The following is a 21,406-nucleotide window of genomic DNA, read 5'->3' as shown; positions in this document are numbered from 1 at the left end:
CCGTCCATTAAGGCGGCGCGCAGCGGGGATCGCAAGGGGGCTTGGAGCCTGGGCTTGGCTATTCCGCAGCAACAGGAGCGGGGTCGGCCAGCGCCACGAGGTCCAACATGATCCGGTTCAGCTGGAAGTCCTTGGGGGTATAGACCTGCGCGACGCCCATCGCCTTCAGGGTCAGCGCATCCTCATCCGGGATGATGCCACCGACGACGAGGGGCTGGGCCAGGCCTTCCTTGCGCATGAGGTCGATCGTTTCGCGGATCAGGGCGACGTGGCTGCCGGACAGGATGGAAAGGCCGATGACATCAGGCTGTTTCTCGACCGCGGCAGTGACGATCTCCTGTGGGGTGAGGCGGATGCCGTCGTAGGTGATCTCCATCCCGCAGTCGCGGGCGCGGGCGGCGATCTGCTCGGCGCCGTTGGAGTGGCCGTCGAGACCAGGCTTGCCAAGAAGGAGGCGCAGGGGGTGGCCGAGTTTCGCGGCGACTGCGGCCACGGCGTCGCGAACCGGCTCCAGCCCCTCGGTGCGGTTGGAGGGGTTCTGCGACACTCCGGTCGGGGCACGGTATTCGCCGTAAAGCGACCGCATCGCGCCGCCCCATTCGCCGGTGGTGACCCCGGCTTTCGCACAGAGGATCGAGGCGGGCATGATGTTTTCGCCCGATTGGGCGGCCTGGCGGAGTGCGGCGAGGGCTTCGGCGACCTTCCCGGGATCGCGGCTTTCGCGCCACTGGGCGAGCCGGGTGCATTGGTCAGCCTCGGCCTTCGGGTCGGCGGTCATGATCGCCCCTTCACCGGTGGCAAGGGGGGAGGGTTCGGTCGTGGTGAAGCGGTTCACGCCGACGACGGTGGTGGCACCGGATTCGATCCGCGCGAGGCGTTCGGCATTCGCCTCGACCAGACGGCCCTTCATGTAGGCGATGGCCGCGACGGCGCCGCCCATCGCGTCGATGTGGGCGAGTTCTTCCAGGGCTCCGGCCTTCAGGCTTTCGACCTTGCGGTCGATAGCGGGGTTTCCGTCGAAAAGGTCTTCATATTCAAGAAGATCGGTCTCATAGGCGAGGATCTGCTGCATCCTGAGCGACCATTGCTGGTCGAAGGGGCGGGGGAGGCCGAGCGCCTCGTTCCAGGCGGGAAGCTGGACGGCGCGGGCGCGGGCGTTCTTCGAGAGCGTGACGGCCAGCATCTCGATCAGGATGCGGTAGACGTTGTTTTCGGGCTGCTGTTCGGTGAGGCCCAGGGAGTTGACCTGGACACCATAGCGGAAGCGGCGGAAGCGGGCGTCGGTGATGCCGTAGCGGGTCTCCAGAAGCTCGTCCCAGAGGGCCGTGAAGGCGCGCATCTTGCAGAGCTCGGTCACGAAGCGGATGCCGGCGTTTACAAAAAACGACATTCTGCCGGCCATAGCCGGGAAATCCTGGGCCGGAACTTTCACTTTCAGATCATCCAGCACCGCGCAGGCGGTGGCGAGGGCGAAGGCCAGTTCCTGTTCCGGTGTCGCCCCCGCCTCTTGCAGGTGGTAGCTGCAGACGTTCATCGGGTTCCACTTTGGGAGGTGCTTGCCGGTATAGGCGGCGACGTCGGTGATGAGGCGGAGCGAAGGCTGGGGCGGCAGGATGTAGGTGCCGCGGGAAAGGTATTCCTTGATGATGTCGTTCTGCACGGTGCCCTGCAGCTTCGACACGTCGGCGCCTTGTTCCTCGGCCACCGCGATGTAAAGCGCCAGGAGCCAGGGGGCCGTGGCGTTGATCGTCATCGAAGTGTTCATCTCTTCCAGCGGGATGTCCGCGAAAAGCGCGCGCATGTCGCCGAGATGGGCGACCGGCACGCCGACCTTGCCAACCTCGCCCCGGCTGCGCGGATCGTCGGAATCGTATCCGGTCTGGGTCGGCAGGTCGAAGGCAACGGAGAGGCCGGTCTGCCCCTTGGCGAGGTTGGTGCGGTAAAGCGCGTTCGAGGCCGCGGCGGTGGAATGGCCGGCATAGGTGCGGAAGAGCCAGGGAGCATCCTTGGGGGCGTCTTTGGTCATCTCGGCCTCGCGAGTCGTTCGGGTAATTTTATTGCGTCAATGGCGGCATACGCGACAGATCATGCCAATGTCAATCGCTGCGCTGCGGCGACACTCCTCGTGCGCCTTTGGCTTCTCGTCGTCAGGCGCGACGCTGCTTGACGAAATCATCGACGACGGTGCCGCTTTGGGGCAGGGTGGCGTGATGTTCGGCACGGTGGCTGTTCCGGTCTGGCTTCTGATCCTGATCCTCGGGTTCGCGACGATCAGCTTTGCCACCCATTTCCTGTTCCCTTCCGTGCGCTGGTTCTTCCGCGACCGCGCCGAACGCGCGCTGACGCGGCTGAATGCGCGGCTTGACCGGAAGATCGACCTTTTCAAGCTGGCGCAGCGGTCGGACATGGTGGCGCGCCTCGCCTATGACCCGAAGGTGGTCGAGGCCGCGATGGCCCATGCCGAGGAGACCGGTGTGCCGGCTGCCGTGGCCTTCGAGGAGGCCCGCCGCTATGCCCGCGAGATCGTGCCGGGGTTTTCCGCGACGCTTTACTTCGGCATCGCGACGCGGCTGGCGAAATGGCTGAGCCGCCTGCTTTACCGCGTGCGGGTCGGAAAGATCGACCGCAAGCTGCGCAGCATCGACCCGCAGGCGACGGTGATCTTCGTGATGAACCACCGGTCAAACGTGGATTATGTGCTGATCACCTGGCTCGTCTCGAACCGGACGGCGCTGTCCTATGCGGTGGGGGAATGGGCGCGGGTCTGGCCGCTGTCGGCGATGGTGCGGGCGATGGGGGCCTATTTCATCCGGCGTGGCAGCCGCAACGCGCTTTATCGCAAGGTGCTGGCCCGTTACGTCCAGATGGCGACCAAGGAAGGGACGACGCAGGCGATCTTCCCCGAAGGCGGGCTGAGCCTTGACGGGCGGCTGCATCCGGCGCGGATGGGGCTTCTGTCCTATATCGTCGAGGGGTTCGAGCCGCAGGACCGGGATGTGGTCTTTCTTCCGGTCGGCCTTGGCTATGACCGGGTCCTGGAGGACCGGGTGCTGGTCGAGGCGGCGAAAGGCCCGACGCGGCGGTTCCGGAACCGACCGGTTCGCGTGGCTTTTCACGCGTTGCGGTTCCTTGTGGCAAGGGTGCTGGGACGGACCCGGGGGTTCGGCACGGCAGCGGCGGCCTTCGGGGCGCCGATCTCGCTGCGCGAATACCTGACTGCGGGTGGGACGGTCGAGGGGCTGGGCGAGCGGCTGATGTCGGCGATTGCCGAGGTGGTGCCGGTGCTGTCGGTCCCACTGGTGGCGAAGGCCCTGGGCGAGGGGGCGGCCTCACGCGAGGAACTGGCCGGTCGGGTGGAGGCGCGGATCGCAGAGCTTGCCGCGCACAAGGCAGAGCTGAACCTGCCGACAGTGGGAACCGAAGCCATCCTGACCGAGGGGCTGACGCCGCTGATCAAGCGCGGCATTGTGACCGAGGGGTTGCAGCCCGTTGCGGCGGAGCGGGACCTTCTGAACTTCTACGCGGCCGCCGTCCCCGAGATTTCGGCCTTGCCGCAACGCGGCAGACATAAAATTACAAAATAAGCCTACCTGCTATTGCATTATTGCGCGCGAGAATGTCATCTGCGCCGAGACGCGCGGTGATTCTGCGGCGCGGCAACGACCGGGAGGCACGATTGGCTTTGGACACGCAGACCGCAACCCAGACGCAGGACGCGCCGAAGAAGGACCTTTACGCGCTGGGCGAGATGCCCCCCCTCGGCCATGTGCCGAAGCAGATGTATGCCTGGACCATCCGGCGTGAGCGCCACGGGGCCCCGGAAACGGCGATGCAGCAGGAGGTCGTGGACACCTGGGCCATCGATTCGAACGAGGTCCTGGTCCTCGTGATGGCGGCGGGCGTGAACTACAACGGCGTCTGGGCCTGCCTGGGCGAGCCGGTTTCCGTCTTCGACGGCCACAAGCAGCCCTATGCGGTCCTCGGCTCGGATGCGGCGGGCATCGTCTGGGCGGTGGGCGACAAGGTCAAGCGCTGGAAGGTCGGGGACGAGGTGGTGGTCCACTGCAACCAGGACGACGGCGACGACGAGGAATGCAACGGTGGCGACCCGATGTTCTCACCCAGCCAGCGGATCTGGGGGTACGAGACGCATGACGGCTCTTTCGCCCAGTTCACGCGCGTGCAGTCGCAGCAGCTGATGCCGCGTCCGAAGCACCTGACCTGGGAAGAATCGGCCTGCTACACGCTGACCCTTGCCACCGCCTACCGGATGCTCTTCGGGCATGAGCCGCATGACCTGAAGCCGGGGCAGAACGTCCTTGTCTGGGGCGCGTCAGGGGGCCTTGGGTCTTATGCCATCCAGCTGATCAACACGGCGGGGGCGAATGCCATCGGCGTCATCAGCGATGAATCGAAGCGCGACTTCGTGATGTCGCTGGGGGCGAAGGGGGTCATCAACCGCAACGACTTCAAGTGCTGGGGGCAACTCCCGAAGGTCAACAGCCCGGAATACAACGACTGGCTGAAAGAGGCGCGGCGCTTCGGCAAGGCGATCTGGGACATCACCGGCAAGGGGATCAGCGTTGACATGGTCTTCGAACATCCGGGCGAGGCGACCTTCCCGGTCTCGTCGCTGGTGGTGAAGAAGGGCGGCATGGTGGTGATCTGCGCCGGCACGACCGGGTTCAACTGCACCTTCGACGTGCGCTACATGTGGATGCACCAGAAGCGCCTGCAGGGCAGCCATTTCGCGCATCTGAAGCAGGCGGCCGCGGCGAACAAGCTGATGGTCGAGCGCCGGCTTGACCCCTGCATGTCCGAGGTCTTCCCCTGGGCCGAGATTCCCCGGGCGCATACGCTGATGTGGAAGAACCAGCACAAGCCCGGCAACATGGCGGTTCTTGTGCAGGCCCCGCGCACGGGCCTCCGGACCTGGGAAGATACGCTGGAAGCCAGCCAGCAGCGCTGATCGTTCTCCCGCGGCGGACCCGGGGCAGAGTTAATCAAGGGTTTACCCTGATCCGTGAAAGTGGAGAGCTGAAGGTTCTGCGGACAGACCGGCGCGCCAGGCGGCGCCAGGCCATCGCCGCCGTGCAAGGCTTTCTGCCCGAGGGTTCGATGCGCCGCCATGACTGGATTTTCGACATGCTCTCGGACCTGCAGGACTATGCGCGGGCAAACGACCTGCCCGAGCTTGCCGCCAGCGTCGGGTCTACACTCGCGGTCGCACGGCGGGAAACGGCGGGCCATGACGCGGTGGGCGAGGTCGACACCTGTCCTGCGGGGCCGGAGCGGATTCACTAGCCTTTCCATCGCCAGCCAACCGGCGTCCCTTACGCTTTGGCGTGAAGCTGGCTAAGGTCCGGCCATGCACGCCCCCTCGCTGATCTTTTCCGACGACCAGGCCGAGGCTTACGACCGCGTCGCCGCGGCCCTCCTGGGGCAGGGCATCAATCTTGCCGAAGGCGGGACGCAGCCGATGGCGGAAGGCAAGGCCGTGGTCCTTGCGGTGATCGGCAAGGCGGGATCGGGCAAGACGATGCTTCTGGCCGAGCTTTACCGCGCGCTGAAAGCGGCGGGGATCGAGATCGTCTCGGGCGATTACGAAGGTCGGCGGCGGAAGGACCGCCGGACGCTGGCGATCCTTGCGCCGACGAACAAGGCGGCGAGCGTGCTCCGCCTGCGGGGCGTCCCGGCGACGACGATCCACCGCATCCTTTACACCCCGGTCTATGATCCGGAATACGAAAAGATCGCCGAATGGCTGGCCGGAACCGGGACGCGCCCCACGGTCGAAGGGCTGACCGAGGTGGCGCTGGACCGGGCGCATGCCTTCTATGCCCAGGTGGCCAGCATTCCCGGGGCGCTGGCGGCGGCGGGGCTGAAGGGCAGCGACTTCATCAAGGGCTGGAAGCGGCGGGAAGAGCCTCTGGATGTGGGATTCGTCGATGAATCCTCGATGCTGGACGAGCGCCAGTTCGAGGACCTGCGCGAGATCTTTCCGACCCTGGTCCTTTTCGGCGATCCTGCACAGCTGGCGCCGGTCGGGCAGTCGGGCGAGATGGTTTTTGACAAGCTTTCCGAAGGGCGGAAGCTGATCCTGCACCGGATCCACCGGCAGACCGAGGACAACCCGATCCTCGATCTTGCCCATGCGCTGGGGGACGACCGGCTGGGGTTCGAGGAGTTCGAGGGGCTGGTGGCCGACACGGCGCGGGAGGATGACCGCGTGGTCTGGTCCGAGCGGGTGGAAGCGGGGCTGATGGCACGCTCGCCGGTCCTCGTCTGGCGGAACGCGACGCGGGTGCGGCTGATCCAGGCCTTCCGCGCGGCCTATGGAGCGCCCGAGGACCAGCTTTTGCCGGGCGAGCCCCTGATCTGCGACGGGATCGAGCTGCCGCTGAAGCACCGGAAGAAGCGGATCGACCTTGAAGCGCGGGGGCTGATCAAGGGCGCGCAGGTGATCTACCTTGGCGAAGGCAACCGGCCCGGCTTTGCGCGCCTGCATGTTGTGGGGGCGGAGGAGCCGCAGGTTTCGGCGGCGAGCATCATCAAGATCGAGAAGCCGGACGAGGAAGAGCCCTTCATCCCCCATGCCGCCACAATGGGCGCGGCCTTCCTGCATGGCGCGGCCGTCACCATCCACAAGGCACAAGGCAGCCAGTGGGAGGAGGTGCAGGTCTTCGCCCCCGATCTTGCCGCCGCCGCCTATTCGGGGCGGTCCGAGGCGGGGGTGCCCTTGTGGAAGCGGCTGGCCTATGTGGCGATCACGCGGGCGCAGACCCGGCTCCACTGGGTGGTGCGGAACCGCCTCGCGCGGCCGACCGGGCCGCTTTCGGTCGAGGATCTGCGGCGCGAACCGTCGCGCCTGACCCTGGACCAGGCGGGCTAGGCCGGGGGGCCACAATTTTTCGGCGAAAAATTGGGTGCGGGCTGTTCAGCTTGCCACCCTTCCCGGCTATCCTTGCGGCAAAGAAGGAGCCGTCCCATGGCATTGGTATTCGTCCAGTTCCGCTGCACGCCCGGCATGACCTACGAGGTCGCCGATGCGATCTGGGACCGCGAGGTGGTCAGCGAGATGTATTCGACCAGCGGCGATTATGACCTGATTGCCAAGGTCTATATCCCCGAGGGCGAGGACACCGGGCATTACCTGTCGTCGAAGCTGTTCGACATTCCTGGCATCCAGCGCACGCTGACCACGATGACGTTTAAAGCGTTCTGATCGCCCGCGCGATCAGGCAAGGCGTTCTGATCGTCCCGGAGCGACCCTTGCCCGACCCCGGGGGCGCTTCGCCCCCCGGACCCCCCGAGGATATTTGGGCAGAAAGGAAGTCTGAAAGAGTCAGAGCCAGTCGCTGCGGCCTGTGCCGACGGCATCGGTGACATTGTCAAAACCGTCGCGGGCGAGAAGGGCATCGAGGCCCTTCGCGATCCTTGGGATCAGGGACAGCCCCTCGTAGACCAGCGCTGTATAAAGCTGCACCGCCGAGGCGCCGGCGCGGATCTTTTGATACGCTTGTTCGGGGCTGGAGATGCCGCCTACGCCGATCAGCGGCAGCTTTCCTTCAGTCAGGTGCGAAAGCTGCGCGAGGATGCGTGTGGACTTTTCGAACAATGGCGCGCCGGAAAGGCCACCTGCTTCGCTTCGGCTTGCAGATTTCAAGCCTTCGCGGGAAAGCGTGGTGTTCGTCGCGATGATCCCGGCAAGGCCGGAGGAAAGGGCGACCTCGGCGATCTGGCCAAGCTCTTCGGGGGAAAGATCGGGCGCGATCTTGAGGAAGACCGGGATCGGACGCGGCAGGGCGGCCCGGGCCTCCATCACGCCATGCAAAAGGGCTGCAAGGGCGGCAGGGCCCTGGAGGTCGCGAAGTTTCTCGGTATTGGGCGACGAGACGTTGACTGTGGCGAAATCGACATGCGGGCCGCAGGTCTTGAGCACGCGGGCGAAGTCGGCAGCGCGGTTTTCGCTCGTCTTGTTTGCGCCGAGGTTCAGGCCGACGGGCACGGCGGTGCGGGTGCGGGCGGCAAGCCGCGCGCGGATCGCTTCCATTCCGTCGTTGTTGAAGCCGAAGCGGTTGATCGCCGCGCGGTCCTCGGTCAGTCGGAAGAGGCGCGGCTTCGGATTGCCGGGTTGGGGCAGGGGCGTGGCGGCCCCGACCTCGATAAAGCCGAAACCGGCGCGGCTGAGGGGGCCGATGACCGTGGCGTTCTTGTCATAGCCCGCTGCCAGGCCCACCGGGTTCACCAGCGGCATGCCGGCAAGGGTGCAGGCAAGGCGCGGCAGGGAGACCGGGCCGGGCAGGGGGGCAAGGCCGGTCTGCAGCGCGATCAGCGACAGGGCATGGGCGCGTTCGGGATCGATGCGGTGCAGAAGGGCGAGGCCCGCGCGTTCCGGAAGGCTCACCACAGGCCCTCGGGGAAGATGTGGCCGGTCGCGCCAAGCGGCAGGGACTTGTCCCAGACGACCTCGTCCAGCTTCAGCGCGCGGTAGAGATGCGGGAAAAGCTGCCCGCCGCGCGAGGGCTCCCATTTCAGCGCGGGACCGAGGCGGTCGGGGTCGAAGGCGACCAGCACCAGGTCACTTTCCGTGGCAAACCATTTCGCCGCCGTTTCCGCCACCTGTGCGGAGGTGGAGAAATGGATGTAACCGTCGGCAAGGTCGATCGGCGCGCCATGCGTCTCGCCTGCGGCGCGGAAGGCATCCCATTCGGGGCGGCGGAGGATCTTGTAGATCAGCATGGCGCGGAAATACCGGCGATTGCCGGGGCTGGCAATGGTCTGCCATTTCCCGCCGACCGGCTGGCGCGAGGGCCTGATCCTTTGACAGTCCGGCGGCCGCGGGCGCAGAGTCGGCCCATAGTTTGTACAAGTAGAGGAGAGTCGCGATGACCGGGTTTTCCAGACTGGCTGTTCTGATCGCCTTGGCCGCCATGCCGGCCGGGGCCGAGACGGTGAAGCTGACGCTTCTGGGCGTGGGTGATGTCTACAATTTCGAGGAAGAGGACGGGCGCGGCGGCTTTGCGCGGCTGAATGCGGTCGCGAAGGCCGAGCGTGCGGCGAACCCGAACACGCTTTACCTGTTCAACGGGGACATGCTGTCGCCCTCGCTGGCCTCGGGTTTTGATCAGGGGCAGAACACGATCGACTTCACCAACCTTGTCCCCTTCGACCTTGCCGTGCCCGGAAACCACGAATTCGACTTCGGGCCGGAGAATTTCTTTCAGAAGATGAAGGCGTCGAAATATCCCTGGGCTGCGATCAACATCACCAAGGATGACGGCTCGGCCATCGAGGGCCTGGGCGGGGTGATGGTGAAGGAGGTGGCCGGGCTGAAGATCGCGCTCATTCCGGTGGCGCAGGATACCTCGCCCGAGGTGAGTTCCACCGGCAGCCTGAAGTTCCTGCCGACGGTCGAAACGGGGGTGGCCGCGGCCGAGAAGGCCCGGGAAGACGGGGCGGACCTTGTCGTCGGGGTGGTCCAGACCAACATGGATAACGACCGCGCGCTGATGGCCAGCGGGGCCTTCGACGTGATCCTGTCGGGCGACGACCATTCCTATGCCACGGCCTATGACGGGCGGACGGCCTATGTCGAGACCTCGATCGACGGGCAGTTCCTGTCGCCCGTCGACCTGACGGTCGAGGTGGAAGTGAAGGATGACGGCACGCGCGAGATCAGCTGGACCCCGGCCTTCCGCTTCATCGACACGGCAGAGGTGACACCCGACCCCGAGTCGGTGGCGATGGCCGATGCCCTGCGCGCGACGATGGACCAGAACCTGAATGTCGAGATCGGCACGCTGGAAGCCCCGCTCGACAGCCGGCGCAACGTGGTGCGGGGCGAAGAGGCGACGATGGGCAACCTGATCACCGACGCGCTGCGCGACGTGACGGGGGCAGATATCGCGATCATGAACGGTGGCGGCATCCGCGGTGACACGACCTATGAGGCGGGCCGCAAACTGACCCGGCGCGATATCTTGACCGAGCTTCCCTTCGGCAATGTGACGGTGGTGACGGAACTGCCGGGCAGCCAGGTGCTGTTGGCGCTGGAGAACGGGGTCAGCCAGGTCGAGAAAGGCTCGGGCCGCTTTCCGCAGGTGTCGGGCGTGACCTTCGCCTTCGATGCCGCGGCCGAGCCGGGGTCGCGGGTCAGCGAGGTCATGGTCGGCGGCGCGCCGCTTGAGGCCGACAAGGTCTATACCGTGGCGGTGAACGACTACATCCTGGGCGGCGGTGACGGCTATGCGTCGCTCGGCGGCGGGCGGATCGTGACCGAAGGGCCGACCGGGCAGCTTCTGGCCAATGACGTGATGGCCTATGTCGAGAAGCTGGGGACGGTGAACCTGGCGGTCGAGGGGCGGATCAGGAAGCTGGGGCAATAGGCCGGGGCGGGCTCCTTACTTCCTTCGGTCGCTCGTCGCGTCCGAGGACAAGCCGAAGGCGCAGGACGAGGGGGGCTCAGCGTACCACGCTGTGAAGCGCGAGGTCGCGGCCATCGTCGTCCTTGAAGAAGGCCATCCATTCCTCGGTCCCGTCCGGATGGCGGTGAATCAGGTGCGGCGCGGAGCTGAAGGTGACGCCGCGCGCGACGAGGTCGGCGTGGCTGGCGGCGATATCGGCGGTCGGCAGGTAAAGAAGGTCCGCCTCGTCCCGGCTGCCGGTTTCGCGCAGCATCAGGCGGGTCGGGCCGAGGTCGATGAAGGCGAGGCCCGGGAAGGCGTAAAGCTCGGGGAACCCAAGCGTGTCGCGCCAGAAGGCCCGGGCGCGGTCAAGACTTTCGACGCGGCGGGCGATCTGGCTGGGCGGTCCGGAAAGCCGCATCTGGGCACCCTTCTGCGCGGAACAGGCCAAACGAGGGTAGCATGGTTTGCCGGGCTTTGCATGCAGGCCAGGTCGCGCCTATCTTGAGGACATGTGCGGCCGGTTCACCATCACCCACCCGACCGAGGCGCTGGCAGCCCTCTTCGATGCCGTGCCGGGCAACGATCTGCCGCCGGGGCCGAACTACAACGTCTGCCCGACGAACACCGTCACCGTCGTCACCTCGGACGGGAGGCAGCGGCGGCTTCGGGCAATGCGCTGGGGGTTCATCCCGTCCTGGTACAAGGCGCCGAACGACGGTCCGCTAATCATAAACGCAAGGTCTGACACCGTTGCCACGAAACCCGCCTTCCGCGAGGCGATCCGCAGCCGGCGCTGCATCGTGCCTGCCTCGGGGTTCTACGAATGGTCGACGGGCGAGAAGGGCGAAAAGCTGCCCTGGTACTTCACCCGTGCCGACGGCATGCCGATGGCCTTGGCCGGAGTGTGGCAGCGCTGGCAGGACATCGACACCGTTGCCATCGTTTCCACCGACGCCGGGCCGGGCATGTCGGGCCTGCACCACCGTGAGGCGGTGGTCCTGGAACGCGAGGACTGGCCCCTGTGGCTGGGCGAGGCGGGCCACGGCGCGGCGGTCCTGATGAAGGCGTCCGCCGAGGGTGTGATGACCCGGCCGCACCGGGTGGGGGTCGCTGTGAACTCGAACCGGGCAGCGGGGCCTGACCTGATCCTGCCGGTTGCCGCCTGAGCCAGGCACCCAAGTCCGCCAAAGGGCAGCACTGCACGCCTTGACGAGACCTCCGGCTGCGCATACCTACCAAAGGCAGCGCGGGCGTTGTGTAATGGTAAGACCTTAGCCTTCCAAGCTAAAGACGCGGGTTCGATTCCCGCCGCCCGCTCCACACCACCGGCCTTGACTCCTGCCGGGGTGACCACAGTGGTCAGAATCTGATTTCCGCGTAAAATCAAAGCCTTGGTCGTGGGCGTTTACGGTTTCGTAACGCATGAACCAAAGCTTGCGACGCTGGCGAATGTCGTGCCAACATCCCGCGCAAGTAACGGCGCGGCGGCGCCTGCGCTGCACGGGGGCAGATCAAGGGAGAGGTGCAGATGACCGATGGCATCAACCGGCGCGGATTCATCAAGGCGGGGGCTGCGGCTGTGGGCGCAACCAAGGCGATGGGGATCGGGGTCGCGGCGGCCCAGGCAGCCGGGCCGGACCTGATCTTCCTGGACGGGCCGATCGTCACGATGGTCGATGCCGCCCCCTCGGCCGAAGCGGTTGCGGTCACGGCAGGGCGGATCTCGGCGGTCGGGACGGCGGCAGAGATCACGGCGCTGGCCACCGATGCGACGCAGGTCATTGACCTGCAGGGGCGCACGCTTCTGCCGGCCTTCATCGATGCCCACGGGCATTTCATGAACTCGCTGCAGGTTGTGGCCTGGGCCAATGTCTCGCCGGTGCCGGTCGGCCCGGTGACGGCGATCCCCGACATCATCGCGGCGCTGCAGGCGCATGTCGAGAAGCGGGGCATCAAGCCGGGCGAATGGATCCTGGGCTACGGCTACGACGGGTCGGCGCTGGCCGACGGGCGCGAGTTGTCGCGCGACGACCTTGACCCGGTGTTCCCCGAGAACCCGGTGATGCTGATGCATGTGTCGAACCACGGGGTGGTCCTGAACTCGCTGGGCTTTGCCTGGGCCGAGATCGACGAGACGACCGAAACCCCGCCCGGCGGCATCATCCTGCGCCAGCCCGGATCGAACGTGCCGGACGGGCTGGTGATGGAGACGGCCTTTGCCCCGATCCTGGCCAACTGGCCGAAGCCGACCGAGGCAGAGCTTCTGGATACGCTGTTCGACGCGCAGCAGATCTACGCTTCGGTCGGGGTGACGACCTGTCAGGAAGGCGCGACCCATATCGGGGACCTGAAGTTCCTGAAGACGGCGGCCGAGCAGGAGCGCCTCTACCTCGACGTGGTGGCGCTGCCGCTGATCCTCGATGTGCCGCAGTATGTGAAAGAGTATTTCCCATCCTGGAGCGGGGGGACCATGTCGATCCCGGACACCGCGTCCGAGGCCTTCGGCCTTTACGACCGGCGTCTCAAGCTTGGCGGGATCAAGATTCCGGCTGATGGCTCGCCGCAGGGCCGGACCGCCTTCTGGACCGAGCCCTTGCTGACCAAGGGGCCGGGCGGCGAAGAGAACTGGCGCGGCCAGCCCAACCTGCCGCCCGAGATGCTGAACAAGGCCGTCGCCGAGATCACCGGGAAGAACGTGCCCCTTTTCGTGCATTGCAACGGCGATGCGTCGATCGACATGATGATCGACGCCACGCGGCTGGCGGGCGTCACGGCGGATCAGGACCGGCGGATCGTCATCATCCATTCGCAGTTCATGCGTCCCGACCAGATCGCCGCCTATGCCGAACTGGGGATGTCGCCCAGCTTCTTCACCGCGCATTGCTTCTTCTGGGGCGATGTCCATGTCGAGAACACCGGCGAGGCACGGGCCGCCTTCATCAGCCCGATGGCGGCGGCACAGGCGGCAGGCCTGCGCTTTTCCAACCACTGCGATTTCTCGGTCACCCCGATGGACCCGATGCGCATGGTCTGGAGTGCGATGACCCGCGAGACGCGGACGGGCCGGGTGCTGGGGCCGGACCAGCGGGTCGACGCCTGGACCGCGCTGAAGGCGCTGACCATCGATGCCGCCTGGCAGATCCGCGAGGAGGCCGAGAAGGGCACGCTGGAGGTCGGCAAGCTTGCGGATCTCGTGATCCTGGATGCCAACCCCCTGACGGCCGAGGTAGGCGCGCTGATGTCGATTGCCGCCGTCGAAACCTTCAAGGACGGCGTGTCCGTCTACAAGCGGGCGGCCTGATGCCGACCGCGCGGCTTCCCGTCACGATCATCAGCGGCTATCTCGGGGCGGGGAAGACCACGCTTCTGAACCAGCTTCTGACGCAGCCGACCGGCATCCGCTGCGCCGTTCTGGTGAACGACTTCGGCGAGGTGAACATCGACGCGGCCCTGATCGCCAGCCACGACGGGGACACGATCAGCCTGCAGAACGGCTGCATGTGCTGCAGCATGGCCGACGGGTTCGCAGCGGCCCTGTCGCGGGTTCTGAAGAACCCCGGCGAGATCGACCATATCGTCGTCGAAGCCAGCGGCGTGGCCGAACCCGGCAAGATCGCCCAGACCGCGCAGGCCTTCCGCGTGCCGATCGACGGGATCATCGTCGTCGTCGATGCCGAACAGGTGCGCGAGCAGGCCCGGCACCGCTATATCGGCGAGACGGTGTGCCGCCAGTTGCAGCAGGCCGACATGGTCGTCCTGAACAAGGCCGATCTGGTGCCGGAGTTCGAGCTGAAGCGGCTGCGGGACTGGCTGGCGGAACATGCCCCTTCGGCCCCCGTGCATGTGACCACGCAGGGTGTCGTTCCCGGCAGCGTACTTCTGGGCGGGGTGCCGCACCGGGAGGTCTATTTCAGCCTGCCCGCAGGCAGCGGCCACGCGACGGCCTACCGTTCCTGGGTCCTGACGCGCGACCGCCCGGTGGCGCGGCAGGCCCTTACCCGGCTGGCGGACCGGCTGGGCCGCCGGGTGTTCCGCGCCAAGGGCTTTGTGCGGCTGGCCGAGGCCCCGGACGAGGTGCAGCTTTTCCAGCAGGTCGGTCGGCGCTGGACCCTGCGGAAGGTCGAGCCGCCGCAGGCCGGTCTGCCCGGCATGCAGGTCGTGGTGATCGAACAGGCGAACGCCCGGTGATCGGGGCGCGTTCCGGTCAGAGGTTCTCGCCCTGCGGCATCCCCAGCACGTGGTAGCCGCCGTCGACATGCACCACCACGCCCGTCGTGCAGGCGCCCTGGTCTTGCCATGCAAGCATCAGCGGTCGGGGTCTTCATCCGGGGGCGACAGGTGGACGATGCCCGTGGTGCAGTGCAGGTACCGGTCCGGCTGATACCTGGCGTATTTGGCCACGAAACGGGCGCGGCTCTCGTGGAAGGACTGCCACTTGCGGCCTTTGCTATAGTGGCGCAGGTGAAAGTCGATGGCCCAGGCCGTGCCGCCAAGGAATTCGGCCTGCAGGCAGATGTCTGGCCCGTAATAGTGAAATCCTGTCAGGTCGTAGGAACTGACCACCGGTCGGGACCGGCGCATCAGGATGAAGCATTCGTCCAGGGACTCGACCCGGCAGGGAAGCGTGCCCAGGCGGCGATCTTCGCCCGACGGGTCCGAGATATGCGTGGCAAGGCGCTTCCAGTTGTTGCGTCCGACGCGCCAGCGGCCCCCTGCCACGCCGGCCAATAGCCACGCGGGGTCAATTGCATCAAGCTCGGAAAGTCGGGCCAGAAGTGCGTCATGGCCGTCTTCGATCAGTTCCACGTCGTCGTGGCAGAAGATCACGTAGCGGCCCCGTGCCTCGGCCAGAAGGCTCTTCGTCCAGGAATAGCCGTCGAACCTATTCCCGGACCGGTTGTCGGCTGCCAGGAATTCCGAGTTCCCGGGGGTAAACCCCAGCCTGCCAAATGATCTGAGCAGGCGGTCGTACTTCTCGTCACTCTGCACCAGCGTGCAGACCGAGAAAGTCAGGGACGAGCCGTCAGGCTCTTGCACGTAGCGGGGAACCGGTCGCGTCACGCTGCGGTGCCCTCCGGAAGCGGTCGTCCGCCTGCCGCTTCACCCTGCCAGATTGACCGCGACCGGGATTCCATGGGGGCCGGACCTAAAGGTTCTCGCCCTGCGGCATCCCCAGCACGTGGTAGCCGCCGTCGACATGCACCACCTCGCCCGTCGTGCAGGCGCCATAGTCCGAGCAGAGCCAGACCGCCGTGCCGCCGATCGCCTCAAGCGTCGCGTTGGCGCGGAGGGGGGCGTTTTCCTCGGTGTGGCGGAAGGTGGCGCGGGCGCCGCCGATCGCTGACCCCGCAAGGGTCTTCATCGGACCGGGGCTGATCGCGTTGACGCGGATCTTCTGCTGGCCAAGGTCGTTGGCAAGGTAGCGCGTCGCCGATTCCAGCGCCGCCTTGGCCACGCCCATCACGTTGTAGTTCGGTACGACCGCGTTCGAGCCCTGGAAGGTCAGGGTGATGAGCGACCCGCCCTCGGGCATCAGGTCCGCCGCGCGCCGCGCGACATCGATGAAGCTGAAGCACGAGATCGACAGCGAGTTCTGGAAGTTGCCGCGCGTGGTGTTGATGAAGCGCCCGGTCAATTCGGCCTTGTCGGAATAGGCGATGGCATGGACAAGAAAGTCCATCGTTCCCCAGCGGTCCTTCAGCGCGGCAAAGCAGGCCTCGAGGCTGGCGTCGTCGGTCACGTCGACATCGACCATGAAGTCCGATCCGACGCTGGCCGCCAGCGGCTGCACCCGCTTGCCGAAGGCTTCGCCCTGGTAGCTGAACGCCAGTTCCGCGCCTTCCGCCGCCAGCGCCGCGGCGATGCCCCAGGCGATGGAGCGTTCGTTCGCCACGCCCATGACAAGCCCGCGCTTGCCTTTCATCAGGTCGGCCATGCTGCGTTACCCCGGATACCTGGACATGACGAGGGTGGCGTTGGTGCCGCCGAAACCGAAGGAGTTCGACAACACGCTGTCGATGGCCACATTGTCCCGCATCGTGGTGACGATCTCGGACGGGTCGAGGGCGGGGTCCAGCGTTTCCACATTGGCCGAGGCGGCGATGAAGTTGCCGTTCATCATGATCAGCGAGTAGATCGCCTCCCACACGCCTGCGCCGCCAAGGCAGTGGCCGGTCAAGGACTTGGTCGAGGCGATGGGGGGCGTCGAGCCCTGGCCGAAGACGCGGCGGATCGCTTCCACCTCTGTCACATCGCCGACGGCGGTCGAGGTGCCGTGGCTGTTGATGTAGTCGATCTTCCGGCCTTTCGGCAGGGTGGAAAGGGCAAGGCGCATCGCCCGTTCGCCGCCTTCGCCCGAGGGGGCCACCATGTCGTACCCGTCGGAGGTTGCGCCGTAGCCGGTGACCTCGGCATAGATCTTCGCGCCGCGGGCGAGGGCGTGTTCCAGTTCCTCCAGCACCACGACCCCGCCGCCGCCGGCGATGACGAACCCGTCGCGGTTGGCGTCATAGGTGCGGCTCGCGCGTTCGGGCGTGTCGTTGTACTTCGAGGACATCGCGCCCATCGCGTCGAAAAGGCAGGAGAGCGTCCAGTCGAGTTCCTCGCCCCCGCCGGCGAAGACGATGTCCTGCTTGCCCATCTGGATCAGCTCGGTGCCGTTGCCGATGCAATGGGCGCTGGTCGAGCAGGCCGAGGTGATGGAATAGTTCACGCCCTTGATCCTGAAGGGCGTCGCAAGGCAGGCCGAGACGGTCGAGGACATGCCCTTGGTCACGCCGAAGGGGCCGATGCGCTTGGGCGCGCCGGTTTCGCGGACGATGTTGTGGGCCTTGAAGAAGGACTTGGTCGACGGGCCGCCCGAACCGACGATGATCCCGGTGCGTTCGTTCGAGATATCGGCCTCTGAAAGGCCCGAATCCTTCACCGCCTGGTCCATCGCGATGAAGGTATAGGCCGCGCCATCGCCCATGAACCGGAGGTCGCGCTTGTCGATATGGTCTTCCAGCGCGATGTTCGGCTGGCCATGAACCCGGCAGCGGAAGCCATGCTCGGCATAGTCCGGGGCAAAGACGATCCCCGATTTGCCCGCCCGCAGGCTGGCCTCGACCTCGGCAGCGGTGTTGCCGATGGAAGAGACGATCCCGATCCCGGTGATGACGACGCGACGCATGGGGCCTCCCTTGGTACCTGGGGAACTGTTTACGGGAGAGGGGGAAGGGGGGCAAGGCAGTTGGGGCACGGTCGCCTGCTGGGCCGGACGCTAAGGTTTCAGATCGTAGGTCACCCACCCGGTTTTCGCGGCAACCCGGTCGTAAAGCGCACGGGCGCGAGCGTTGTCCTCGGCGGTGATCCAGCGGACTACCGACCATCCGCGCTGTCCTGCGATGGCCTTCAGTTCCGCGAGCAGCGCCTCGGCGGCACCAGAGCCCCGCGCCTCGGGTGCGACGAAGAGGTCATCCAGGAACCCGCCGGTCGTCGCCGACAGGGGCCGCGCGAAGGGACGGAAATGGGCGAGCCCTATGAGGCGACCATCGCCTGCCTCGGCCACCAGCCCTTCGGTCGAATGCGCCGGATCATGCAGCCAGCCCCAGACCTTGTCGCGCATCGCCGGCGTCTGGTCGACCCGGTAGAACGCAGCATAGCCCTGGTAAAGGACTTCCCACCCGGCACGGTCGCCCGGCTGGACGGGGCGGATGCGGAATGTGGACGTGGTCATCGGGATCACGCCTCGCTCAGCGCGACCTTCATGTCCTTGACAAGGTAGATCGTCTCGCCATCCGCCTCGACCCGGCCGTCGGCCACGCCCATGGTCAGGCGGCGGGTCTGCAGGGCCTTGGTGAAATCGACGTAGTAGGTAAGCTTCTTGCGGTCCGGCCGGACCATTCCGGTCAGCTTCACCTCGCCGACGCCAAGCGCATAGCCGCGCCCCTGCCAGCCGCGCCAGCCGAGGTTGAAGCCGGTGAGCTGCCAGAGCCCGTCAAGGCCAAGGCAGCCCGGCATGATCGGGTTGCCGGGGAAGTGGCATTCGAAGAACCAAAGGTCCGGGGTGATGTCGAACTCGGCCACGACATGGCCTTTGCCATGCTCGCCCCGGTCCTCCGAGATGTCGGTGATCCGGTCCATCATCAGCATCGGCGGGGCGGGAAGCTGGGCATTGCCGGGGCCGAAAAGCTCGCCCCTGGAACAGGCCAGCAGCGCCTCCTTGTCGAAACTGGTGGGATAAGACGCCATACCTAGTAGTCCCCTGCAATCCTCTTAACCCTCCCTAGCATCCGCGGGCAAAGCGTGGCAAGGCTGGCGGTCCTGACGGGAAGGGTTGCGGCATGTTCCGGCGGTTTCTGGCGGCAAGCGGGTTGGCCAACCTGGGTGACGGGATCGCGACGCTGGCCTGGGTCTGGGTGGCAAGCACGCTGACCCGCGACGCAGGCCTGATTGCGCTGGTCCCCGTCGCCTTGCGGCTGCCCTGGGCGATCTTTGCCATTCCGGCCGGGATCGTGGCCGACCGTGTGGACCGGCGCCAACTGGTGATCGCGATGGACGCGGTGCGGGCACTGGCCTTCCTTGCGGCAGCCGCCGCGCTGACCCTTCGGGGCGAGGCTGGCCCGGCACCGATGGAGGGGGTCAGCTCGGTTCCCCTCTTCATCGCCCTTTGCCTTTGCGCCGTGACCGTCGGGATCGCCGAAGTCTTCCGCGACAATGCGGCGCAGACGCTGCTGCCCGCGATCGTCCCGGATGCCGGGCTGGAACGCGCGAACGGGCGGCTCTGGACGACCGAGGCGCTGGCGAACCAGATGGTCGGCCCGGCCTTCGGGGCCTTCCTTCTGGGCGTGGCCCTGGCGATGCCCTTTGCCTTCAACGCCCTGGCCTATGCGCTGGCCGCGATCCTGATGGCGCGGATCAGGGGCGATTTCCACCCCGGCCCGCCGTCCGAGGCGCGCTGGCGTGCGGCCCTGGCCACGGCCTGGCGCTATCTCTGGGGCCAGCCGCTTCTGCTGTTGCTGGCGGTGGTGACCGGCCTGTGGAACCTCTGCTTCGAGGCGACGCTCTTCGCCCTTGTCCTTCATGCGCAGGAGAACCTGGGACTTTCCGCGCAGGAGTATGGATTTGTCCTCACCGCCTTTGCCGTCGGTGGGGCAGTGGCCGGGCTGACCGGCGACCGGATCGCCGCACGGCTGGGGACGGGCCGCACCATGCGCCTAACCCTGATCCTCAGCGCCATCATGCTGATCCTTGTGCCGCTGGCGCCGAACGGCTGGTGGCTCGCCGCTGCCTTCGTCGTCTTCGAGATGTCGGGGATCACCTGGAACATCGTCTCGGTCAGCCTGCGCCAGCGGCTGATCCCGGACGAATTGCGCGGGCGGGTGAACAGCCTTTACCGGCTTCTGGCCTGGGGCATGATCCCGCTGGGGATCGGCCTTTCGGGCTGGTTGATCGGGCTGGCCGAGGGCCTTGTCGGGCGTCCACAGGCGCTGACGGTGCCGATCTGGGCGGCGGGCGGGCTGATGCTTTTGCTGGCCCTTCTGGCCCAGCGACCGCTGCAACGTGGTCTCGATCAGGTGAAGGGACGCGGATAGGGTTTGAAACCGGGCCGATTTGTCCTTTATATGACGGGACAGACAGGAACCACGATGACCAAGGCGACAGACCCAGGGCAGACACAGCGCAGCACGGCATGGCTGGCCTCGGCCGGATTGCGGCCGACACGTCAGCGGCTTGCCCTGGCCGAGCTTCTGGTCGGCGACGGCAAGAACCGCCATGTCACCGCCGAAAGTCTTTACGCGCTCTCTTCTTCTTCGGGCGAGAAGGTCAGCCTTGCGACCGTCTACAACACGCTCCGCGCCTTCTGCGACGCCGGGCTGATGAACGAGGTCGTGGTCGACGGATCGAAGAGCTATTTCGATACCCGCACCGACGACCACCCGCATTTCTACTGGGAAGACAGCCACACCCTGACCGATGCCCCGGCGGACGAGCTTGAGATCGCCGCGCTGCCGAAGGCGCCCGCCGGCATGGAAGTCGCACGGGTCGAGGTCGTGATCCGCCTGCGCAAGGCCTGACCGCTTGGCTTAACCATTCACCGGGTCAGAACCACTGCCCCGGTTCCATCATCCCCAAGTCCATCAACTGCTGGCTCTTCCACTGGAACGGGACCGAGTTCGGCCAGCGGAAGGTCGGGATCGCATCACGTGATCCAGGGTTCGTCCGCAGCGCCTTGGCCGTCCGGAAGGAACAGACTGCCGCCGTCAGGTTGTGGTGCCAGGGGCAGGCATAGGTGTTGAGCTCGTCCTCGCTCAGCGTGAAATCCGGTGCCATGCGCAGACCGGCCTCGGCCCGGAAGATCGAGATGCGGTCGATCCGGCGGCGGGTCCAGGGCACATGTTCCTCGAACCTCCAGCGCAGGCCGCCATAGACCTCGATCTGGCGCTCTTTCGGTTCCCAGTTCCGGGCCGGGTCCTTGCGCGCCAGTGCATAGTAGTTCGACCGGTCCAGCCAGGCATCGGTCAGCGACACCGCATCGGGCCGGGCCTGAAGGTCCCCGGCGTAAAGGTCGATCACATAGGTCAGCATCGCCGCGCGGCGTTCCTCGGCATGGAAGGCCAGAAGCTCGCGGACGCTGCGGGTCTCACTGAACGGATAGAACAGGTATTCCGCGTTATAGCAGCAGTGCACCCAGGCCCCCGCGATCCGGTCCATCATCCTGTTCACGGCATGCGGCAGGGCATCTTCGGCAAAGACGTCGTGAACGGCGATCTCGACCGCATCCTCATGGTCCGGCGCGACCTCCAGTCCCTTCGGGGCCAGCAGCACGATGTCGCGAAACCCGGCGGAGAGCAGATGGGCAAGGGTGCTGTCCACCTCGACCGCATCCTCGGCCATGACGATGGCCACGGGACCCTTGCGCAAAGCGGCGGCCTTCCGGTCAAGCAGGGCATCAAGTGAGGCGTGGCGCATCGGGGTCCGGTCCGGGTCTTGGCTGCATTGGTCCGCGATCCCGC

The 21,406-nt window shown here is 66.3% G+C and carries 21 protein-coding genes, 1 tRNA gene and 1 pseudogene; 12 read left to right on the top strand and 11 right to left on the bottom strand.

The genetic code is table 11. The annotated features are described in order from the left end of the window. Positions 1-58 precede the first annotated feature (58 nt). Positions 59-2,026: a protein meaA gene (locus AC2D9V_RS01415; RefSeq protein ID WP_484712247.1), complete on the bottom strand. Its 1,968-nt coding sequence runs from the start codon at positions 2,024-2,026 to the stop codon at positions 59-61. 67 nt (positions 2,027-2,093) lie between these two features. Between AC2D9V_RS01415 and AC2D9V_RS01410 the strand changes: the two genes are divergently transcribed. From AC2D9V_RS01410 to AC2D9V_RS01390, 5 genes are all read left to right on the top strand, one after another. Continuing rightward, complete coding sequence (locus AC2D9V_RS01410) at positions 2,094-3,584, top strand: 1-acyl-sn-glycerol-3-phosphate acyltransferase (RefSeq protein ID WP_484712246.1); 1,491 nt, start codon at positions 2,094-2,096, stop codon at positions 3,582-3,584. Between the two features lie 92 nt (positions 3,585-3,676). After that, complete coding sequence (ccrA, locus tag AC2D9V_RS01405; RefSeq protein ID WP_484712245.1) at positions 3,677-4,969, top strand: crotonyl-CoA carboxylase/reductase; 1,293 nt, start codon at positions 3,677-3,679, stop codon at positions 4,967-4,969. 149 nt (positions 4,970-5,118) lie between these two features. Further along, complete coding sequence (locus tag AC2D9V_RS01400) at positions 5,119-5,304, top strand: hypothetical protein (RefSeq protein WP_484712244.1); 186 nt, start codon at positions 5,119-5,121, stop codon at positions 5,302-5,304. 64 nt (positions 5,305-5,368) lie between these two features. Further along, positions 5,369-6,892 (top strand): ATP-dependent DNA helicase, encoded by a 1,524-nt coding sequence (locus tag AC2D9V_RS01395; protein WP_484712243.1) that lies wholly within the window; start codon positions 5,369-5,371, stop codon positions 6,890-6,892. 96 nt (positions 6,893-6,988) lie between these two features. Next, the gene (locus AC2D9V_RS01390; RefSeq protein WP_484712242.1) at positions 6,989-7,225 is read left to right on the top strand and encodes an Lrp/AsnC ligand binding domain-containing protein; all 237 of its coding nucleotides are present in this window, start codon (positions 6,989-6,991) and stop codon (positions 7,223-7,225) included. Between the two features lie 120 nt (positions 7,226-7,345). Here AC2D9V_RS01390 and AC2D9V_RS01385 read toward each other — a convergent pair whose 3' ends face one another. Both AC2D9V_RS01385 and AC2D9V_RS01380 read right to left on the bottom strand, forming a co-directional pair. Continuing rightward, positions 7,346-8,407 (bottom strand): quinone-dependent dihydroorotate dehydrogenase, encoded by a 1,062-nt coding sequence (locus AC2D9V_RS01385; protein ID WP_484712241.1) that lies wholly within the window; start codon positions 8,405-8,407, stop codon positions 7,346-7,348. Further along, the gene (locus AC2D9V_RS01380; protein WP_484712240.1) at positions 8,404-8,742 is read right to left on the bottom strand and encodes a DUF952 domain-containing protein; all 339 of its coding nucleotides are present in this window, start codon (positions 8,740-8,742) and stop codon (positions 8,404-8,406) included. Before AC2D9V_RS01380 ends, AC2D9V_RS01385 begins: the two co-directional genes overlap by 4 nt. A 146-nt stretch (positions 8,743-8,888) precedes the next feature. On the opposite strand from AC2D9V_RS01380, the gene AC2D9V_RS01375 reads away from it, so the two are divergent. Next, complete coding sequence (locus AC2D9V_RS01375) at positions 8,889-10,388, top strand: bifunctional metallophosphatase/5'-nucleotidase (RefSeq protein WP_484712239.1); 1,500 nt, start codon at positions 8,889-8,891, stop codon at positions 10,386-10,388. 76 nt (positions 10,389-10,464) lie between these two features. On the opposite strand, the gene AC2D9V_RS01370 is transcribed toward AC2D9V_RS01375, so the two are convergent. Continuing rightward, entirely contained in the window at positions 10,465-10,827 is a 363-nt protein-coding gene (locus AC2D9V_RS01370; RefSeq protein ID WP_484712238.1) for a VOC family protein, read from the bottom strand. Positions 10,828-10,918: 91 nt separating this feature from the next. On the opposite strand from AC2D9V_RS01370, the gene AC2D9V_RS01365 reads away from it, so the two are divergent. The 4 genes from AC2D9V_RS01365 (at position 10,919) to AC2D9V_RS01350 (ending at position 14,597) form a co-directional block, all read left to right on the top strand. Further along, the gene (locus tag AC2D9V_RS01365) at positions 10,919-11,575 is read left to right on the top strand and encodes an SOS response-associated peptidase (RefSeq protein ID WP_484712237.1); all 657 of its coding nucleotides are present in this window, start codon (positions 10,919-10,921) and stop codon (positions 11,573-11,575) included. Positions 11,576-11,655: 80 nt separating this feature from the next. Then, a tRNA-Gly gene (locus AC2D9V_RS01360) sits at positions 11,656-11,729 on the top strand. Positions 11,730-11,937: 208 nt separating this feature from the next. Next, positions 11,938-13,710 carry an amidohydrolase gene (locus AC2D9V_RS01355; protein WP_484712236.1) on the top strand — a complete coding sequence of 591 codons (1,773 nt, stop codon included), beginning with the start codon at positions 11,938-11,940 and terminating at the stop codon, positions 13,708-13,710. After that, positions 13,710-14,597, top strand: a complete 888-nt coding sequence (locus tag AC2D9V_RS01350) for a CobW family GTP-binding protein (protein ID WP_484712235.1) — start codon at positions 13,710-13,712, stop codon at positions 14,595-14,597. Before AC2D9V_RS01355 ends, AC2D9V_RS01350 begins: the two co-directional genes overlap by 1 nt. A 16-nt stretch (positions 14,598-14,613) precedes the next feature. On the opposite strand, the pseudogene AC2D9V_RS01345 reads toward AC2D9V_RS01350, so the two are convergent. From AC2D9V_RS01345 to fabA, 6 genes and pseudogenes are all read right to left on the bottom strand, one after another. Then, positions 14,614-14,700: pseudogene (locus AC2D9V_RS01345) on the bottom strand (NADH-specific enoyl-ACP reductase); the annotation flags it as partial. Positions 14,701-14,714: 14 nt separating this feature from the next. Next, a complete protein-coding gene (locus tag AC2D9V_RS01340) occupies positions 14,715-15,470 on the bottom strand; it encodes a hypothetical protein (protein WP_484712234.1) in 756 nt (251 codons plus the stop codon). An 85-nt stretch (positions 15,471-15,555) separates the two neighbouring features. Continuing rightward, positions 15,556-16,344 (bottom strand): enoyl-ACP reductase FabI, encoded by a 789-nt coding sequence (locus AC2D9V_RS01335; protein WP_484712233.1) that lies wholly within the window; start codon positions 16,342-16,344, stop codon positions 15,556-15,558. Positions 16,345-16,350: 6 nt separating this feature from the next. Next, on the bottom strand, positions 16,351-17,580 hold the full coding sequence (gene fabB, locus AC2D9V_RS01330; RefSeq protein WP_484712232.1) for a beta-ketoacyl-ACP synthase I: 1,230 nt from the start codon (positions 17,578-17,580) through the stop codon (positions 16,351-16,353). Between the two features lie 90 nt (positions 17,581-17,670). Further along, positions 17,671-18,126, bottom strand: coding sequence for a GNAT family N-acetyltransferase (locus AC2D9V_RS01325; RefSeq protein ID WP_484712231.1), 456 nt, complete (start codon positions 18,124-18,126; stop codon positions 17,671-17,673). A 5-nt stretch (positions 18,127-18,131) separates the two neighbouring features. Further along, positions 18,132-18,641, bottom strand: a complete 510-nt coding sequence (gene fabA, locus AC2D9V_RS01320; RefSeq protein ID WP_484712230.1) for a bifunctional 3-hydroxydecanoyl-ACP dehydratase/trans-2-decenoyl-ACP isomerase — start codon at positions 18,639-18,641, stop codon at positions 18,132-18,134. Positions 18,642-18,733: 92 nt separating this feature from the next. Between fabA and AC2D9V_RS01315 the strand changes: the two genes are divergently transcribed. Further along, on the top strand, positions 18,734-19,984 hold the full coding sequence (locus tag AC2D9V_RS01315) for an MFS transporter (RefSeq protein WP_484712229.1): 1,251 nt from the start codon (positions 18,734-18,736) through the stop codon (positions 19,982-19,984). 54 nt (positions 19,985-20,038) lie between these two features. After that, the gene (gene irrA, locus AC2D9V_RS01310) at positions 20,039-20,467 is read left to right on the top strand and encodes an iron response transcriptional regulator IrrA (RefSeq protein WP_484712228.1); all 429 of its coding nucleotides are present in this window, start codon (positions 20,039-20,041) and stop codon (positions 20,465-20,467) included. Between the two features lie 25 nt (positions 20,468-20,492). On the opposite strand, the gene AC2D9V_RS01305 is transcribed toward irrA, so the two are convergent. Further along, positions 20,493-21,362: a hypothetical protein gene (locus tag AC2D9V_RS01305; RefSeq protein ID WP_484712227.1), complete on the bottom strand. Its 870-nt coding sequence runs from the start codon at positions 21,360-21,362 to the stop codon at positions 20,493-20,495. Positions 21,363-21,406 lie beyond the last annotated feature (44 nt).

It is taken from the genome of Tabrizicola sp. T46, from assembly GCF_057219895.1.
The sequence above is the reverse complement of the archived record's forward strand: the minus strand, read 5'-3'. Positions and strand labels throughout refer to the sequence as shown.

What these genes read in the sequence shown, in the direction of transcription:
- AC2D9V_RS01395 (WP_484712243.1), top strand. Translation starts at nt 5,369, where the DNA reads ATGCACGCCCCCTCGCTGATCTTTTCCGACGACCAGGCCGAGGCTTAC.
- AC2D9V_RS01415 (WP_484712247.1), bottom strand. Translation starts at nt 2,026, where the DNA reads ATGACCAAAGACGCCCCCAAGGATGCTCCCTGGCTCTTCCGCACCTAT.
- AC2D9V_RS01380 (WP_484712240.1), bottom strand. Translation starts at nt 8,742, where the DNA reads ATGCTGATCTACAAGATCCTCCGCCGCCCCGAATGGGATGCCTTCCGC.
- AC2D9V_RS01390 (WP_484712242.1), top strand. Translation starts at nt 6,989, where the DNA reads ATGGCATTGGTATTCGTCCAGTTCCGCTGCACGCCCGGCATGACCTAC.
- AC2D9V_RS01335 (WP_484712233.1), bottom strand. Translation starts at nt 16,344, where the DNA reads ATGGCCGACCTGATGAAAGGCAAGCGCGGGCTTGTCATGGGCGTGGCG.
- fabA (WP_484712230.1), bottom strand. Translation starts at nt 18,641, where the DNA reads ATGGCGTCTTATCCCACCAGTTTCGACAAGGAGGCGCTGCTGGCCTGT.
- AC2D9V_RS01315 (WP_484712229.1), top strand. Translation starts at nt 18,734, where the DNA reads ATGTTCCGGCGGTTTCTGGCGGCAAGCGGGTTGGCCAACCTGGGTGAC.
- irrA (WP_484712228.1), top strand. Translation starts at nt 20,039, where the DNA reads ATGACCAAGGCGACAGACCCAGGGCAGACACAGCGCAGCACGGCATGG.
- AC2D9V_RS01355 (WP_484712236.1), top strand. Translation starts at nt 11,938, where the DNA reads ATGACCGATGGCATCAACCGGCGCGGATTCATCAAGGCGGGGGCTGCG.
- AC2D9V_RS01410 (WP_484712246.1), top strand. Translation starts at nt 2,094, where the DNA reads ATGTCAATCGCTGCGCTGCGGCGACACTCCTCGTGCGCCTTTGGCTTC.
- AC2D9V_RS01365 (WP_484712237.1), top strand. Translation starts at nt 10,919, where the DNA reads ATGTGCGGCCGGTTCACCATCACCCACCCGACCGAGGCGCTGGCAGCC.
- fabB (WP_484712232.1), bottom strand. Translation starts at nt 17,580, where the DNA reads ATGCGTCGCGTCGTCATCACCGGGATCGGGATCGTCTCTTCCATCGGC.
- AC2D9V_RS01305 (WP_484712227.1), bottom strand. Translation starts at nt 21,362, where the DNA reads ATGCGCCACGCCTCACTTGATGCCCTGCTTGACCGGAAGGCCGCCGCT.
- AC2D9V_RS01350 (WP_484712235.1), top strand. Translation starts at nt 13,710, where the DNA reads ATGCCGACCGCGCGGCTTCCCGTCACGATCATCAGCGGCTATCTCGGG.
- AC2D9V_RS01370 (WP_484712238.1), bottom strand. Translation starts at nt 10,827, where the DNA reads ATGCGGCTTTCCGGACCGCCCAGCCAGATCGCCCGCCGCGTCGAAAGT.
- AC2D9V_RS01400 (WP_484712244.1), top strand. Translation starts at nt 5,119, where the DNA reads ATGCGCCGCCATGACTGGATTTTCGACATGCTCTCGGACCTGCAGGAC.
- AC2D9V_RS01325 (WP_484712231.1), bottom strand. Translation starts at nt 18,126, where the DNA reads ATGACCACGTCCACATTCCGCATCCGCCCCGTCCAGCCGGGCGACCGT.
- AC2D9V_RS01375 (WP_484712239.1), top strand. Translation starts at nt 8,889, where the DNA reads ATGACCGGGTTTTCCAGACTGGCTGTTCTGATCGCCTTGGCCGCCATG.